The organism is Brasilonema angustatum, assembly GCF_059505445.1.
The window spans coordinates 21,865-39,376 of sequence record NZ_JCACKO010000138.1; the positions used below are offsets into that span (position 1 = coordinate 21,865).

Sequence of the window (17,512 nt, forward strand, 5' to 3'; positions counted from 1 at the left end):
ATCTTATTGCTTAATTCATACTTAAAGTTAAAAAGCTTGGCTTTCAGAAGGGTCTGGATTTAATTGATCGCACGCTCTATAAATTGTATCAGCAGAGATCGCCACTGCATGACTAACATTAGGCAGTTCATCTTCGACAAACCGTAGGCGAGGGTACAAGTAGGCCATAGAGGTTCCTAAAATTGTCAATACTCCCATCATCATTAGTAGAAGTCCCATACCACGACCTGACCCAACACCGATGATTTGTCCAATGCTTTCTGCGAAATAACTATTAGTAGCCATTAAGGGTTCAAAAACTTTCTCAGCTAAAGCCCCAATCGTGATTTGACCTATAGGTAAAGCTGTAGCTTCAATTGCTCCTTTGAGTGCAAAAATTCTACCTTGTACGCTCGGTTCTACTTTATTTTGAATCACAACTTGCGTAGAACTGGAAACTATTGGTTGTGTCAAGGAGAATAAGAAAATGCTTACAGTGAAGACGATAAGAGAAGGTTGCACACCGGCTATGAAAATAAATATACCATTCAAAAGCATACAACCGTAGATCGCATATACATTTCGTTCTAGCCCTCCCCAGATACTCATCAGCAAGCCACCAGTTAAAAGCGCAATGCCAAATAGCGACATAATAGTTCCTAGAACGTTTACGGAAGCGAAATTTAACACCAGAGGTATAGTTATGACATTAATCCCTCCCACCAGATAAAGGCTGGAAGCAGAGAACAACATTAGTCCTAGCAGTCCAGGTCTAGCTATCAAATATTTAAATCCGTAGGTTATTTCATTTAGCAATGAACTTTTGGCGGTTACAATAGCAGTTGTATTGACTTGTGGAAATCTGACTAGCATTAGGGAGACAACAGCAATACAAACATTGGCGATGTGAAGCAGAATAATCCCTTGCAAATGAATAATACTAAGTAGAATACCTCCTAGAGTTGGTGCAATGATGATGGAAATGCCATACAGCAGACTCATCAGACCGTTAGCACGGGTGAGGTGCTGTTTCGGTACTAGTAAAACTGTGGATGCTGTATAAGCAGGTGCGTGAAAAGCCATAAAAACAGCAGTGAAGGTATTGGCTAGGTAAATGTGCCAAACTTCTAACCGACCCATGATGAATAAAACGCCGATCGCGATCGTTCCTAAACACGCCAACAGATCAGCGATAATCATTGTCTTACGGCGATCCCACCTATCTACCAGAGGTCCGGCTATAGGGGAAATTAAAGCGTAAGGTAGAGTATTGAACAGGGATACAAATGCAAACTGGGTGACTGACCCAGTGCGATTGTAAACCCAAAGATCTAAGGCAAAGCCAGTGGTAGTTGAACCAATTAGGGCAATCAACTGTCCTACCCAAACAACGAGAAATAGTCGCATTTCTCGCAAAATAGTCAGCTTTGTTTCTTCCATCATCATGTTTGACATAATTTTTGTTTTCTAAATCAGGATTTTGTATATTTTAATAATTAATATGTGTATTTATATAGCACGGTATGGAGAATTACGCTTGTGAAATAATAAGGAAAGTTCACTCAGACCAGATTCGGGATTAGTAATTATCAGTTCAAGTAACAATAGAAACTGAGTTACCGCTCTGCGATCGCAAAAGTAGTTCGCAAGGCTTCGTGACGACGCACAATTTCAACGATGCTTTGTGTTAGGGCTGTGACATTGAGTAAACCCGTTAACCGATAAGCCAGAGGAATGTTATGGACGGGAATACCCGGATTTAATTGAGCTAATATCCAAAACTCCAGCTGAATCAAAGAAATTGGCAACTCTTTTTTTGTCCGGAGTAATGGTTTAACAGATGAAGTTAGGAGTCTCAACTCATTTTCGCGGTATTCTGAAATCTGCCGATTTAGCTCGATTATCGTTGGATAATCAAACAAACAGCTTATAGGTAACTCTACCTTAAGGGTTTTTCGCAACCACGCAACAACTAGCATTATCTACGTCTCTATGGTTCTTTATTTGCTTTATTGCACACTAAAACTGAAAGTAAACAAACGGTTGAGGACTGATAACTGTCAGCCGAAATAAGCCGGAAACCAATACCCCAAAAACAACAGCAAAACTCCAGCTAGGAATTTGACGCCACCATTGAGTAAACCAACCTTTATAAGCTGCCCAGTGGAGGATAATTAAAGGTACAAAAATCCATGCAATTTGGAGATTGAGGTTTTGAGAGCCAAGAGAAGTCAAGAATAAAAAGGATTTTTCTATTTGTATAGCACTGCTAATATCATTACTCCGAAAGAAGATGGCAGAAGCACAAAACCAATACATTGTTAGGGGAATACCTAGCATCTTTCTTAGTGCTAATAATCCCTTATAAGGAGCGATTCGAGATGACCATTGCTTGTGAATAATTAAAGCGATTCCATTCAATCCTCCCCAAACTACAAAATGCCAAGCAGCTCCATGCCATAGTCCTGATAGAAGCATCAAAATGAGAAGATTTCTATATTCAAATAGTTCTGTTCGTTGAGCTTTTGGTCGCTTTCTCATTAAAGGAATATAGACATAATCTCGCAACCAACTGTAGAGGGTAATGTGCCAGCGTTGCCACAACTCAGTGATATTACTAGAAAGGTAGGGAAAATTAAAGTTGAGAGGTAGTTTGTATCCAAGTAAACCGGCAGAGGCTATCGCCATATCAGAATAACCAGAAAAGTCACAGTATACTTGTATGACGAAAGAAATAACAGCAATCCAACAACTCACGAAAGTATAATTTTCTGGATTCTGGAAATACTGTTCTATTACAGGATAAAGATTGTCTGAAATGCAAGCTTTTTTCAAATACCCTACAAGAAACAGCATGAAACATCCCCGAAAATCTACCTCGCTTAAATTTTTTGGGGTTAGCAGTTGGGGTAAAAAGGTTGATGCACGAACAATTGGTCCCGCAACCAGTTGCGGGAAAAAAGTTACAAAGAGAGAAAAATCCCAAAAGTTTTTCACAGGTTTGAGTTTACCTAGATAGATATCAAGGGAATAACTCAGAGTTTGAAAAGTATAAAAACTAATTCCTGCTGGGAGAATAATATTTATAGTTTTCAGGCTGATAGGTAAACCCAAAAAACTTAATAAATTAGCAGCAGAATCGCTGAAGAAGTTGTAGTATTTAAAAAAACCTAATATTCCTAAATTCGCTACTAAACTAAGTATCAACCATGCCTTGCGTTGCTGCTGATTTTGTGGCTTGTTCAGCAAGGCATTCCAATATCCTAAACCTGTAGTTTCTGGTTTTTGTACTACCTCAGACTTGGTAATTTCTTTGCCTGACACATCACTAATCTGTGGTCTGGATAGCATTAACCCGACAAAGTAATCAATGATTGTCGATAGCAAGAGCAGAAAAAGGAATCGCCAATCCCAAGCACTATAAAATATATAACTACAGATTAGCAGCCACCATTTACGATGATTGTGTTTCTGTAAAGCCCAATAGACGCAGAAAACAACCAGGAAGAAAAATACAAATCGAAATTCTGTGAATATCATATTGATTTACATTGTACTAATAGTTATTGAACTTGTTATTCAACTCCTAGAACTTACCAGTTTATTTTCTGAATTATTTAAATGTTGATTAAATTGTGATCCTAGTAAAAAAGTGAATTCTTTTGCACCTTGATGATTAAGATGTGCGCTATCAATTCGGCGGTCTACTGCATATAAATTAGGAAAATTATTAGGATTATTAAAAGCAAATAAAGTATTGATATATCCTGATGCGTAAGCTTTGTAAAGCGCAGAGGGGTTGGAATCAGTTTCTAAAAGGGGAGGAATGAAAAATATAGCGTCAATTTTATTTTTATTAATTTGCTGATATTGTTCAATCCGGGCAACAATATTTTTCATCATTTGCACTCCATATATTGTGGATGAATTATTGAAGACATCTTCTGAATTTAAATTAGCTAACTTTACTTGTTCATTTTTGAGATTTTTGAGATAACTATCTAATCCATTCGCTCGGAACAGTGTCTGCCATTTCTCTGCTTTTTTCTGCCAATCTATGGCATAATACCCCGATTCTTGTAACAGTTTATCTTCAGATACTTTTGCTAATGGATCTGCATTAGATAAATCTAAATTTAATATTCTTTCTTGCCAAAAATTAGCAAGCTGAGCGAGACCCAGCCATTGGTAAATAAAGCTTTGGAAGTTCGCGTATAAATAGGGAACTTTGACTGTCCAGCTATCGATTGATGATTCCAAAATTAACTGAAAATTTTCTAATGTTTTGCTAGGAGTATGCCAGTATATCTCCTGAGCAGAAGTAGAACCAAAGTTTATGAATAAGTCAACTGAACAGTCTAGAAATATCCACTTTAAGTTTGCTGGTTTTAATGCCAGAATTTTCTGTAAATAAAAATCTATTTCTGAGACGTTTGCACCTGATATCCCAAAGTTAAAAGATTTTACACTTTTACCCTGTTTTGTCATGTACTCATCAAATAATTTTGGTACTACGCCAAAGTAAGTAGTACTTGGACCCAGAAAAATAGCATTGTAATCATTTTTATGTTCAGTGAAATATTGCCATTTAACACTGATTTCCCCAAGATTTTGGATAGTTTGGGAATAGGGTAAAACTATATTTAAAAAGCCGGAAGTAAAAAATATAGTTATTATAAAAACTAAACTGTACCCAAACATTACTAGTGGTTTTAACATAGTTTTTCTTATATATCTAGAACTACTCTCTTACTTGTTGCCAGTTTATCTTCAGGTTGAGCCAGAAATTCCAAAGTGTTACACAAGCTATCGCCATCAATTTAGCTATGTATTCATTCACTTGGAATTTATAAAATAGCAAACTTACAATTAGGCTATTTAAAACAAGACCAACTAAACAAATTAGATTAAATTTAATAAAACGTTGCAATTTTTGATTATTTTTTAGCTGATAAGATACATCATTAAACGTCCATAAATCATTCCAAATAAAATTATTAATAATTGCTATTTCTGTTGAAAGCATAGCACTCATAGTTAACGTTAAACACAATGAACTATGCAAGAAATAGAATGTCCCTAAGTCTACAAATACTCCACTAAAACCAACTACAGCAAAGCGAGTAAAGCGACTGAAAAGTACTGAATAAGTAGATAATGGAGCTTTGTAATTGACAACGACAGTATTAAAATAATTCATATATTGCTTCATGCAAATTTTACTTCCTTCATACTTTTTCTTGAGACTTCAACAATCACATATACCGGTATTCAAGCTTTCTAATTTTTATCAAGTTGCCAAAAGCCTTCAAGAGGGTACACTAGTTTCAGTGAGTTAGTTTTATCCTGTTGAAGTTGAGAGGCTAAACTATTTTCTAGATCGTCAAAGAAGAAAATTGATTTGTTATCTTGATCCATCATTGGTAATTGGTTAGTTTGTATGGAAAGTAAGGGAGTTGTTGGCTCTAAATTATGACTTAATGTAAGGAAAACTCCCAAATTATAATCATTTTTGTTACTCAGTAATAAAATACTATTAGATCGATTAATAATTTGACTCATTGCTAACAAATTCTTGCCACCTATTTGCGGCCACCAAGCTTTAGCCTGAAAAAATTTTACATCAGAAACTAGTCCACAAGTGAGTAATCCCACCAACATGAATTGCCAAAGGGTTTTTTGCCAGTTCTTCGCCCAGACAAGATGGAAAGCTAAAATATAGACCACAGTAATTTGAATGCTGAGGTATAACGGTAACTGATAACGAAAATGAATGGAGCGAATACCTCCAAAAATTAGATCATAGCAAAGCAATGTTAAACCTGGAATTCCTCCTAGTAAAGCAATAAATAAACCGATTTTATTTGATAAATAAGCTTTGAAAAAAGCAATAATATAAATAAATAATATTAAAATAAAGATTATTGTAGAAAGACTATAATATAAAGGGCTTTCTGAAGGTAAATTATTAATCCAAGCATTATCGGAAGCTAAATTATAATCAAAAAATATTCTACTAATCCGACTGAGCCAAATACCAATTAAGTCGAAAATACTATCTGTTTTAAATGTTATCCATGACAAAAGATTTGTGGCAGTATGAACCTGGGTAATGAGTACAATGAGCCAGGGTAAAAACATTAAGCCAGCCGCAATGGAACTTACTAGATAATTACGCAGGGTTGTGTTGAAACGAAACTTTTGCGTAATAACTACATAAATGCCATGAGCTAGCGCTACCATAGCTGTTAATAAATGAGTGTACAATCCTAAGGCTAGGGTAAGAGCATACACAACCCAACTCCAGCCACTTTCTCGGCGCATGGCTCGTAATAAAGCAGCACTGAATATTAGAATCGTCACCATCCATAAACCGTATTCTCGTGCATCTTGAGCAAAGAAAACCTGCAAGGGAGAAACCGCCATCACAGCCATTCCTACCCACCCAACTAGTGGTGACTCAAACAACTCTAAACACAGCCAATACACACTAGGAAATACCAACAAACTAATTACTGCTGATAAACTCCTGACTCCTGCCGGAAAATCACCGAAGACCTGCGCCCACAATCTCACCATCACATAATACAAAGGTGGATGTTGTGGATCTGAAGTTATTAAATAACGCACTGTATCAACCACATATCTATCTGGATTAATGTGTTGATATTTGTCTAAGGTATTGACAAGAATTACGTCTTTACTATTGTCCCAATTGTTAAAAACTTCTTGTTTGACCTCGGCTAAGGTATGACCAGATATTGCCAGCGATGTAGCAGATTCATCGTACCAATAAACTTTTTGTCCCAAATGACTAAAGCGAAAGAAAATACCTAAACCAATCAGGCTAATTACCAAAAATTTTAACCAAGTTGGAGGATTTGACTTTGTTAGCAATTGTAGTTTGTCCATTGATTTTTTCTAATCTGTAGCTATCCTTTTGGTTGCTTGAAATATTCTTTGGCTAAAATTGGTGGATACTTAGGAATTTCATCTTTATCTAAGCAAGTCTTAATTGTGCTAATTGGCGCATCATAATTGGGACCTGTAAAAAAGGCGCATGAGTACCTTTGTTTGGCGCTATGCAATTGAGTGGGAACTATAACTCTATGTGGTGTGGCGCGGAACTTATCGTTTGTCCATCGTTGCATCAAATCTGCAACCAACACTATAATTGCGCCAGGAATGAAGGGCGCTACAACCCATTCTCCAGAATTTGTATATACTTCTAAACCTTCAGAATCTTGAAATAAAAATGTTAGGGTTCCTATATCGGTATGTTCTGTCAAATAAACTTTGCCTTTTTCTGGAGGGTGATAAATAGATGGGTAGTGATGCCAAACCATACCGTGATTTTGATCTAAATATAAATTTGTAAAGTAATCTTGTGGGATTTGCAGAGCAATAGCTAAGGCTTGCAATACTTTCAAGGCACTTTCATGACAAAAATTGAAAAATTCCATCATTACTTCACGAAACTGAGTAGGATTTTTAGGCCATTTATTCGGTTCAAAAAAAGGATCTTCAATATCACTAACTTCATCGTAAGTAATTTCTTTACCGAAATGAAATCCTTCTGTCATTAATTCATTGGCGTTGTGCCGATCTTCATTTTTTTTAAAGTTATGATATCCACGAAGATTCCGGTCTGGAAAGAACGATGCTTGTTCTTTTTCATCTTCTGGTAGGGCAAAAAAGCTCTCAACTTGTGAAAAGGCTTGAGTGACTAGATTCTGAGAAATACCATAATTTTTGAGATAAAAACACCCGACTTCATGAATAGCCAGAGAGATTTGCGAAGCCACAGCTTGTTTTGCAACTTTGTCACCAGTTAGAAAAGGATTGAAGTCAATGACCGGAATTTGCATATAAACGATATCCTCTTTAGTTAGTTTCAGTCAGTTTTCGGTCCTAAGGGTTCCAAAATGTGCTGATGAGGGTAGAGTGTTTAATACTTTGAATACGATTTCGGACTGCCACTATATCGTAAACCACTCCGCAATTTATTCTTAACTAGGTTGAGCTAACAACCTATGGGCATCTTCTAATAAAGCTGGGATTTTGTCAGCATGAGGACTATGACGCAAACAATCGCTTAAATCAAATTCTCTAACTCGTTCGGCTGTCTTACCAGGGAACCAAGGATCGGCATTATTTAAGTGGTTGTAACGTCTTGTAGCATATTCCCACATATCAAAAGCGATCGCTAAATTTCGCAACCATAAAATAACTGGAATATTAATTTCACCAGGAGTTTGGCTATAGTGGGGTAAACCAATGTGCCAGGTACTATACCAGTCTTTTCCGAGAGAGGCGATCGCGGCTGTTTCTAACCGAGTTAAAATTGGCAATAAAATTTCATCAGCTTTATCTAAAAGTTCTATCACCTGCAAATGTTCATCAAAATCTGATGGTTTCGATGCACCTAAACTTAAAGTATGTACTTGCGGATGGCTTAAACAAAACAAATCGTTAAACGCCATCGGGCTGAGAGGATAGCATAAGTCCGATAACTTTTGTGGCGGCTTATAAAGCATTCCACCTTTATCAGATGGACTAATGATAAATACCCCCATATCGTGACGCGTGGCGGCTTCAATAGCAGGCCAATTGAATTGATTAATGTAGTACCAATGTAAATTTACATAATCAAATTGATTGGTTTTAATAGTTTTAATAATTAAATCTGTTGGCGCGTGGGTAGAAAAGCCAATAAACTTTACCTTACCCTGCGCTTGTAATTGTCGCGCTACATCAAGACAACCATGAGGGCGAGTGGTATCGGCAAACTGTGGCTCATAATTAATGCCATGTATTGTTAATAAATCAATATAATCTTGCTTTAATAAAGCTAAAGATTTATCAAACAAACGGCGAAATTCTTCAGAGTCAGATGTGGGGCAAACCTTAGTTTGTACAATAATTTTTTCTCTAGGCAACTTCGGTAAAATAGCACCTAATTGCATCTCCGAAGTTCCATAGATGCGGGCAGTTTCGATGTGATTAATGCCAACCTCTAAAGCACGATGAATAGTAGCTTCTAGATTCTTCTGATTTTCATCGGGAATTTGTTCTTGACTAAGCTCTTTATCTTCTGTATAGGCGTAGCGCATTCCGCCGCATGAAAAGACTGGCATTGGCAACTCTGTACGCCCAAATCTACGATCTTGCATCATAAAATGTGTTTTGATTAGACTTTAAGCATACAACCATATCTACTAACTTTTCGCCGCAATCAAACCCTGCATTACTTTGAGATGAAACATAAAGTATGATTTTTCCACAGAATTGAGGCGATGTTTAACTAACTCATGAATCTTGGGATAGTTATGCTCTGGCATACTTGGGTAAAGATGATGTTCTACATGGTAATTATTATTAAAGTAATAAAACCTAACGATAGGGCTAGAAAGCATTGTTCTTGTATTATTCCATTCGTTGTGATTTAAGCCAGACTCACAGCCATAGTGATCTGTAATAGTTAATATGAAGCCGAATGGAGCAGCAAAAGTTAATAATGGTATCCAGTAACCACAAAAAAGCACCCAGGGATAAATTACTGTTAATCCTGCCATTACAACAACCCAACCCAATAACAACCAATTATTTTGTAAAACTACTTGGCGTTGTTCTGGGGTTTTAAAATAGTTCACGTAAAACTTAATTGCTACGTCCGATTCTTCTTGCTGAGGATTTATCAAAGAGTTTATATACAATCCTTTGGTTGCTATCCACCAATTCTTCCATGTCGCGAGTGGATAAAAATATGTCAAAGCAAGAAAATAAGTTTTGATATCGGGAAATGTCTGCCAACCTGAGGTATCTCCTACGATGATACCTTTATTTCTTGTTTCTTGATGATGTCCTAAATGAATATATTTGTGAAAATAAAAGTTCATCAATAATACTAATGACAAGAAAGTTCCCACAAACCGGTTAGCATTTTTTGACCTATACAAACTACTGTGAGAACAATAATGTATTGCCGCAAAAATGCAGACAAATAAAAATCCTTGCACAAACCAGACTAATAACCAAACTGCCCAGTTATTCAACCAGAAACCAAGAGATGAGAGGGTGAAATATGTACCAATGACGACTAAAGTTTGCAGAATCGGTCTAAATCTAGGAATTTCGTGCAATATACGTAATTCTTCGTTAGATAGTTGAGTTACTTTTTTAATACTAGGTGCTATGTTTTCTTCAAATTTTTGATTATTAGCTGTAACTTCCATATTGTTCACCTTTACATTTACAAGTCAAATTTGTTAGCAAAGTCTAAGTATTAGATTTCAAATTCTTGGCTGTTTTATTGATTTTGAATCGCTTCTGCTAGCTGAACTATAGTAGATTTCTCAAACAGGTAAGTTAAAGGAAGTTCTACTTGGAAAGCTGACTCGATTTTGCAGATAACTTCAAGAGCTAGAGAAGAATTTCCTCCAAGTTCAAAAAAGTTGTCTTGAGTACTAATCTCCTCTCGTCCTAAAATATCTTGCCAGATAGCTAACACAACTTTTTCATCAGGGTTTTGCGGTTTTACAAATTCCTTCGATATTGGCAATGTAACAGTTTGATTGGGTAAGCTTGGAGGCTCAGATACTAAGATAAGTTCAGCTTGAGGTTGGTTAGAATTAATGGTTATTTTTTCTAGCAAAGTCAAGAAATTATCGACCATTTTGATTATAGTCGCATCTGTAAATAAATCGGTTCTATAAACCAGCAAACCTTCAATACCTGTTGATGTTTCTTCGAGCGTTAACTCTAAATCAAATTCTGCGGTATCTTTGGTATCTTTAGCAATTAACTCCTCTTTTAAAATCAGATTGGAAAACTCTAAATTGTCTTCTGGAGTATTTTGAAAGACAAACATTACTTGATTGATTAATGTGTAGCTAGGGTCTCTCACTGGCTGGAGTTCTTCTACTAGCTTGATTAGGGGCATTTCTTGATGAGCGTAAACACCCAAAGCTACTTCACGCACTCGACCCAATAATTCCCGGAAGCTGGGGTTTCCTCCTAAGTTGGTACAGAATGGTAGCAAATTGACAAAGAAACCAATCAATCCCTCAGTTTCTATTCTGGTGCGATTAGCTAAAGCACTGCTGACAATTATATTTTCCTGTTTGGTATAGGCAAAAAGTAATGTCTGGAATGCTGCCAACAAGGTCATAAATAAAGTTACGCCTTCCTGTTGACTCAAGGCTTTAAGTGCATCGGTTAGTTTTTGGGAAATAACTACAGATTTAACTGCACTTTCAAAGGTGCGTACTGGCGGGCGGGGATAATCAGTTGGTAGCTGCAATATTGGTGGACTAATGCCTAAATGCTTTTGCCAAAACTGAAGCTGAGATTCTAAAACTTCTCCTTTTAACCACTGTCTTTGCCATTGAGCAAAGTCACTATATGTGATAGGTAAATCTTTTAGGGGAGAAGGTTTACCTTCACAAAAAGCTGCGTAAAGTTGGGCTAATTCTTGGGTGAGGATACTAAAAGACCAACCATCAGCAACAATGTGGTGTGTGACGGCAATAAACAGATACTCTTGTTCATCCAAACGCCACAGTTTGCTGCGTAATAGTGGTCCGCGTGCTAAATCGAAAGGCTGCTTAATTTCTTTCTCAGCTAGTTGTTTAACTTGAGTTTCGCGTTCGGCTGCGGGGATGTGACGCAGATCGATTACGCAAAAATCGAATACAGGTTCGTCAATAATCGCATAAACGACTTGTCCATCTTTTACCTGAAAAGTTGATCGCAATGTCTCATGCCGTCGGACAATTTCTCTTAAACTCTCTTCTAAAGCTTTTTCGTTTAGCGCACCTGTAATCCGATAGATCAAAGGCAAGTTATAGATGGGATTGCCGGGATAGAATTGGTCAAAAAACCAAAATTCCAGCTGGATTAAAGAAATTGGGATGGCTTCGCCTTGAGATGAGAACCTTGTGAGGGCTAATTCCCGTTGATTTGGTGCGTTAGCTGTGGCGATTTTTTGGGCTAAAGGTGCCATCGCTGGAGACTCAAATAAACTCAAAAGGGGTAATTCTATGCCAAATGCTTTGCGCGTTAAAGCAATTACCTGGGTTGCTAATAAAGAATGTCCCCCCAAATCAAAGAAGTTATCGTAAATGCCAACTTTTTGTAACCCTAAAACATCTCGCCAAATTCCCGCTAAAATTTCTTCGGTGGGTGTGCGCGGTTCCACATAAGTTTGGCTTAATTCTGGTCGGCTGTTTGATGGTTCTGGTAAAGCGCGACGGTTGACTTTGCCATTAGGCGTAAGGGGAAAAGATTCCATTTCCACAAACGCCGATGGCATCATATAATCTGGCAGTTGGTCGCTCAAAAAAGTTCGCAATTGTTCGACTTTGATTGTCTCGCCAAGAATTGGCACAAAGTAAGCGACTAAATATTTTTCCCTAGCACTTTCCCCAAACACTTTTGCTACTGCTTGATTAATTTGCAGATGTTTGCTCAGAACAGCTTCAACTTCTCCTAGTTCAACGCGAAAACCCCGGACTTTGACCAAATCATCTATCCGTCCTAAAAATTGGATATTGCCATCTGGCAGGTATTGCGCTAAATCCCCTGTTTTATACAAGTGCTGAGGAGCCACTGCGTTGGGCGGCGTGCCGCTCTTGTTGCAAGTGGCGTTGCTGAGTGCTGAGTGAAACGGATTAGGTAAAAACTTTTGATTGGTCAAATCTGGACGGTGGAGGTAGCCACGCGCCAAGCCATCACCACTGACGTAGAGTTCTCCAGATACGCCAATTGGTACGGGTTGGAGATTGCGGTCTAATAGATAAACTTGCACATTCACAGCTGGTTTACCAATGGGAGGATAAATCGGCCATTCATCTGGGTTTTTGCTAAAGGTATAAGCTGTAACTAAGTCTGCTTCGGTGGGGCCATAGAAATTGTAGAGCGTACAATTAGGCAAACGCTTAAACAGCTTAATCATTGGCTGTGTAATTTGCAATTGTTCGCCACAAGCGATCGCTTCCCTAATGTTGTTAAATAAATGTACTTGCTCTCCGTAGATTTCCGCTAATTGCTGCCACAGGGTAACAGGTAGAAAAACTTTACCAATTGGGTTGTTAGCCAGTAATTGAATTAATTTATCTAAATCTTTGCGATCGCACTCTGGAATAAGATACAATGTGCCGCCAAAGCCCCAAGCCACGGATATTTCGTGATAGCTGACATCAAAACTCAAGGAAGCAAACTGAAGCACACCCACACCTGTAGCCATTTTCGCCTGATGGTGTGCGACTAAATTGGTGAGCGAGCGATGGGGAACAATCGTTCCTTTAGGTGTGCCAGTAGAACCAGAAGTATAGATGAGGTAGGCTAAGTTATCTGTTGTAACTTCAATTTGCGGATTAGTCTCGGATTCTTGGCTAATTACGTCCGCATCATCATCTAACATAATTAGATGACGAGTCGTATTACCTTCAAGTAATGCTCGCCAACGTGATTGAGTTAACACGATTGGTGTTTGAGAATCCTGAAGCATGAAAGCTAAACGCTCTGGCGGATAGTGGGGATCGAGAGGAACGCAAACCCCCCCAGCCTTGAGCGTGCCTAAAATAGCAATCATCGCAGCAAGCGATGCCTTCGGCAACGTCTTCGACGAACGCTCTACGCAAATACCTACTGGGATATCTTGTTTTACACCTAAGCGTTGTAAGTGGTGGGCGATTTTATTGGCTTGCTGGTTTAACTCCTGATATGTCAATTGCTGGTTGTCACATACCACCGCCAAGGCTTGGGGGTTCTTTGCAACTTGCTCCTCAAATAACTGATGGATGCAACGATTAATGGGATGCGCTGCTGCGGTTGCATTCCACTCTCTTAACAGCAAATCTTCCTCAGCTGCCGTTAATAGCGGTAACTCCCCTGGAGTGCGATGAGGATCAGCGATAATTCCCTCTAACAAAGTGAGGAAATGACCAGCCATGCGATCGATGATACCTGCATGAAAGCGATCGCGATCGTAACTAATTTTGACAGTCATTTCCTCACCAGGAATCGCCACCACTGTTAGAGGATAATTAGTTTGCCCCCTATCTTGAATTTCCCCGATGCTCAAATTCCCAGGAAGTTGCTGCAAGGTTGCATTGATAGGATAGTTCTCAATGACAACCAAACTTTCAAACAAAAGTTGAGTGCGAGGAATTTCACTCACACCTTGAATATCTACCAGTGGGGTATATGAATACTGTTCTCGTTCTATGTACTCTTCTTGTAACAACCGCAACCAGGTTAACCAATCAGTTTGCTCAGATATTTTTAACCGTGCTGGCATAGTGTTAATAAACACCCCTACCATCGACTCTACACCGGATAAAACCGGAGGACGACCAGAGACAGTAGTGCCGAAAGCCACGTCATACTCGCCACTATAGCGACTGAGCAACAAAGCCCAAGCTGCTTGAATTAACGTGGCAAGTGTCAGATGATGCTGTTGGGCAAAAGTTTTTAAGGCTGTTGTCGTCTGGGCTGATAGATTTTGGGAGAGAACATCAATATATAGTTGTTGGTGAGAACTCTGCCCGATAGGTCGTTCTACAATCAAAGGAGTAGGTGCAGAGAAACCCTCAAGATTCTTTTGCCAAAAGGCCTTAGCCCCAGCCAAATCTTGCTGCTGCAACCAATTAATATAATCGCGGAAAGGACGACTTGGAGCTAAATTTAACTGTTTACCTTGCTGAATTGACTCATAAATAGAAAATAATTCTCTGAAAATAATCGGCCAACTCCAACCATCAAGCAGCAAGTGATGAAAACTCCAAACAAACTCGTAAGTTTCATCAGCTACCCGAATTAATGCACACCGCATAATGGGAGCTTTGTCAAGTTCAAAACCTTGCTTTTTATCTGCTTCTAAAAACGAATTTAGCCGGATTTCCTGCTCCTGCTGAGACAACATCCGCCAGTCTAAATTAGACCAAGGCAAATTAACTTGTTTACGTACTACCTGTACTGCTTGCTTGCGATTCTTCCAAACAAAAAGAGTCCGCAAAACTGAATGTCGCTCTACTAAAACTTGCCAAGCGCGTTCAAATATACCTACATCTAAATTGCCATACAGAGTTAATTGAAACTGCTCAAAATAGAGTGTCGATTCCGGCTCATACAGAGCATGAAATAACATCCCCTCCTGCATCGCCGATAGAGGATATATAGATTCAATATCTTTACTTTTGTTTGGCTTTTGTGCAACTACCATTGTTTTAAAAATTGATATTATTTATGTAAGTTTTCTCTTTTCTCTCTGCTCCCTCTGCGCCTCTGCGCTACCCTATGGCTGACGCCACGCCTAGCCCCTAAGGGGGCGCTGCGCAAACGGCTATCGGGAAGCCGCTATGCGTCTACGTTAAAAAAATAAATCTAAATAAAAACCATAAATTCAAAAAGCAGAAGTTGACAATCCCCCATCAACCGGAATAGTCACACCCGTTATATAGCTAGCACATTCTGATGCTAAAAACGCAACTAAATTTGCCACTTCACTAGATAAACCGCGACGACCAAGAGGAATTATTTTATTACTTCCGGCGATAATTTCATCAACCGTCTTTCCTTCCTGTTGGGCAAATACTTCTAAATATTCTCTATGTCTAGGAGTATCAATAAAACCAGGATTAACACCAGTAACTAACACATTCCATTTAGCAACTTGCGTCGCCACAGTTTTAGTAAAATTCATTAAGGCCGCATTCGCTACCCCCGATTTTACAAGACGACTAGAAGATTCTTTTCCTGATGTGCCAATGATATTAATAATCCGCCCCCATTGCTGACTTTTCATCGTTGGTAGCACCAGATTGGTCATGCGAATATAGCCCATTAACTTGCGCTCAAAGACATTTTCCCAATCTTCATCAGAGATCTTTTCTATAGGTTCAAGAGAAAATGCTGCCCCCTCAGAATTATTGACCAAAATATCGATTTTGCCAAATTTTGTAATAGCTTCTTGTACTAGTTTTTGAGAATCATCAGCATTTTGAGCATCAGCACAAATGGGAATAACTTTTGCTGGAGAACCAACAAAACTTTGATAAGCTTGTTCCAATCGTTCAGAATTTCTACCACAAATTACTAAGTGACAACCTTCTGCTGCCAACTTTTGAGCAACGGTGTAACCTATACCAGCGCTGGCTCCTGTCACTAAAGCGACTTTCTGTGTTAATCCTAAATCCATAATTAATATTCCTTTAGGAAGCAGTTAGTGCTGTCTTTAAACAAGCATCTTTAATTGAAAGAGTAGAGGAAGGTTTAATCAAAATCTCAATTAAAGTTACAGTTTCATCAGAAGCATTATATCCCTCGTATAAAGCCTCGGCAGGAGCATAATAAATACTACCATATTCTAACTGTTTTTGTTCGTATTGGATGGTGATCGCTAGTTTACCATTGAGGACTATTCCCATTTTGTCACTATCAGCTTGGCGAGTTGGGATGATTGCTCTAGGAGCAATTTTAGTAATAATAATTTCAAACCAAGAACCAATAACAGACTGACATTCAAAACCTGTAATTTTATCGAGAGTTGGTGAAACTTTTAAAATCGCCTCTTCAGGTTCCTCCACATTTGCGATGCGTTTTACATCAAATGCTAATGCTGTTTCTGCAAAAGGATTGGTAGAACCATGCAGCACGTTAGCACCAGCTACATACACTTGCTCAAGAGGTTCGAGAATTTCTTTTGTACCGTTGAGATTAAATTCTAACCTTCCCGTAATTTGCATTCCTATTTGGCTTTCGGGATGGCTATGTAATGTAAAGGTTGCGCCTGGGGGAATAGAAGCTAACTGCACAACGGTATCTTGGCATTGAAAGGCGAGTAACTCTACATTAGAGTTAATTATAATAGTTTTTGGTTGGGGAAAATATTTAGACATAACTTGTTGTTAATGTAATCTTTTTTTCTGAAAAAGCGACCAACTCATCTGGATATTTCCATAAGTAGAAATAAATTCTAAATCGTAAGCTTTAACAGCATTCTCATTAGTAATAGCGAAATCGGCTAAACCCTGTTTGACTTGCATTGCCGAATCGCTAGTAGAAGGAGATAAATCAACTTGGATTTGTGCTTTATCTTGAGTATCTGGCAAAAGTTGTTTTAACAAAGGTAGAGGAGCCAGATGAGTCACAATTCTAGATCCATTGAAAACTGCCTTTTTATCTTTCTTTTTAGCCAACCCATAAACGGGAGTGGGATATATAAAAATAAAGCCTAATTCAAAATTAGGCTCCATATAAAACTCATTAATGTGGTCATAAGCGTGAGGAACCAACGCTAAATTTACTTTGTCTTGCAGCAAGGCTTCTTTGACATCTAAAAAAGTATCAAATAACTGAGTTGATACAGTAAAATCTTCTGATGATAGCTGGTTAATTATATACTTGGAAACATAGTCACTACTAGTACCAGCAGGACCCAAAGTACCTATGATTAAATTTTTTGAAGGAGGGATACGAGGTTTAAACTCTATTTTAAATTTCAGCATATTTTTCCTAAATATTCAAGATA

General features: G+C 38.2%; 13 protein-coding genes. All 13 read right to left on the minus strand.

Going from position 1 to position 17,512, the window contains the following annotated elements; all coding sequences use genetic code 11:
- Positions 1-27: 27 nt before the first annotated feature.
- On the minus strand, positions 28-1,434 hold the full coding sequence (locus tag AC5JM2_RS26320) for an MFS transporter (protein WP_495837769.1): 1,407 nt from the start codon (positions 1,432-1,434) through the stop codon (positions 28-30).
- A gap of 161 nt (positions 1,435-1,595) precedes the next feature.
- Entirely contained in the window at positions 1,596-1,958 is a 363-nt protein-coding gene (locus AC5JM2_RS26325; protein WP_495837770.1) for a condensation domain-containing protein, read from the minus strand.
- A 40-nt stretch (positions 1,959-1,998) separates the two neighbouring features.
- Entirely contained in the window at positions 1,999-3,519 is a 1,521-nt protein-coding gene (locus AC5JM2_RS26330) for an MBOAT family O-acyltransferase (protein ID WP_495837771.1), read from the minus strand.
- 39 nt (positions 3,520-3,558) lie between these two features.
- Positions 3,559-4,698, minus strand: a complete 1,140-nt coding sequence (locus tag AC5JM2_RS26335; protein ID WP_495837772.1) for an SGNH/GDSL hydrolase family protein — start codon at positions 4,696-4,698, stop codon at positions 3,559-3,561.
- Positions 4,699-4,720: 22 nt separating this feature from the next.
- Positions 4,721-5,191: a GtrA family protein gene (locus AC5JM2_RS26340; RefSeq protein WP_495837773.1), complete on the minus strand. Its 471-nt coding sequence runs from the start codon at positions 5,189-5,191 to the stop codon at positions 4,721-4,723.
- Positions 5,192-5,259: 68 nt separating this feature from the next.
- Positions 5,260-6,891 carry a glycosyltransferase family 39 protein gene (locus tag AC5JM2_RS26345; protein ID WP_495837774.1) on the minus strand — a complete coding sequence of 544 codons (1,632 nt, stop codon included), beginning with the start codon at positions 6,889-6,891 and terminating at the stop codon, positions 5,260-5,262.
- A 20-nt stretch (positions 6,892-6,911) separates the two neighbouring features.
- Positions 6,912-7,847 (minus strand): isopenicillin N synthase family dioxygenase, encoded by a 936-nt coding sequence (locus tag AC5JM2_RS26350; protein WP_495837775.1) that lies wholly within the window; start codon positions 7,845-7,847, stop codon positions 6,912-6,914.
- A 141-nt stretch (positions 7,848-7,988) separates the two neighbouring features.
- On the minus strand, positions 7,989-9,152 hold the full coding sequence (locus AC5JM2_RS26355; protein ID WP_495837876.1) for an aldo/keto reductase: 1,164 nt from the start codon (positions 9,150-9,152) through the stop codon (positions 7,989-7,991).
- A gap of 45 nt (positions 9,153-9,197) precedes the next feature.
- Positions 9,198-10,214, minus strand: coding sequence for a fatty acid desaturase family protein (locus tag AC5JM2_RS26360; protein ID WP_495837776.1), 1,017 nt, complete (start codon positions 10,212-10,214; stop codon positions 9,198-9,200).
- A 74-nt stretch (positions 10,215-10,288) separates the two neighbouring features.
- Positions 10,289-15,205, minus strand: a complete 4,917-nt coding sequence (locus AC5JM2_RS26365; RefSeq protein WP_495837777.1) for an amino acid adenylation domain-containing protein — start codon at positions 15,203-15,205, stop codon at positions 10,289-10,291.
- Positions 15,206-15,385: 180 nt separating this feature from the next.
- Positions 15,386-16,180 carry an SDR family oxidoreductase gene (locus tag AC5JM2_RS26370; RefSeq protein ID WP_495837778.1) on the minus strand — a complete coding sequence of 265 codons (795 nt, stop codon included), beginning with the start codon at positions 16,178-16,180 and terminating at the stop codon, positions 15,386-15,388.
- A gap of 13 nt (positions 16,181-16,193) precedes the next feature.
- The gene (locus AC5JM2_RS26375) at positions 16,194-16,880 is read right to left on the minus strand and encodes a cupin domain-containing protein (protein WP_495837779.1); all 687 of its coding nucleotides are present in this window, start codon (positions 16,878-16,880) and stop codon (positions 16,194-16,196) included.
- A gap of 9 nt (positions 16,881-16,889) precedes the next feature.
- Positions 16,890-17,489 carry a LysR family transcriptional regulator gene (locus AC5JM2_RS26380; protein ID WP_495837780.1) on the minus strand — a complete coding sequence of 200 codons (600 nt, stop codon included), beginning with the start codon at positions 17,487-17,489 and terminating at the stop codon, positions 16,890-16,892.
- Positions 17,490-17,512 lie beyond the last annotated feature (23 nt).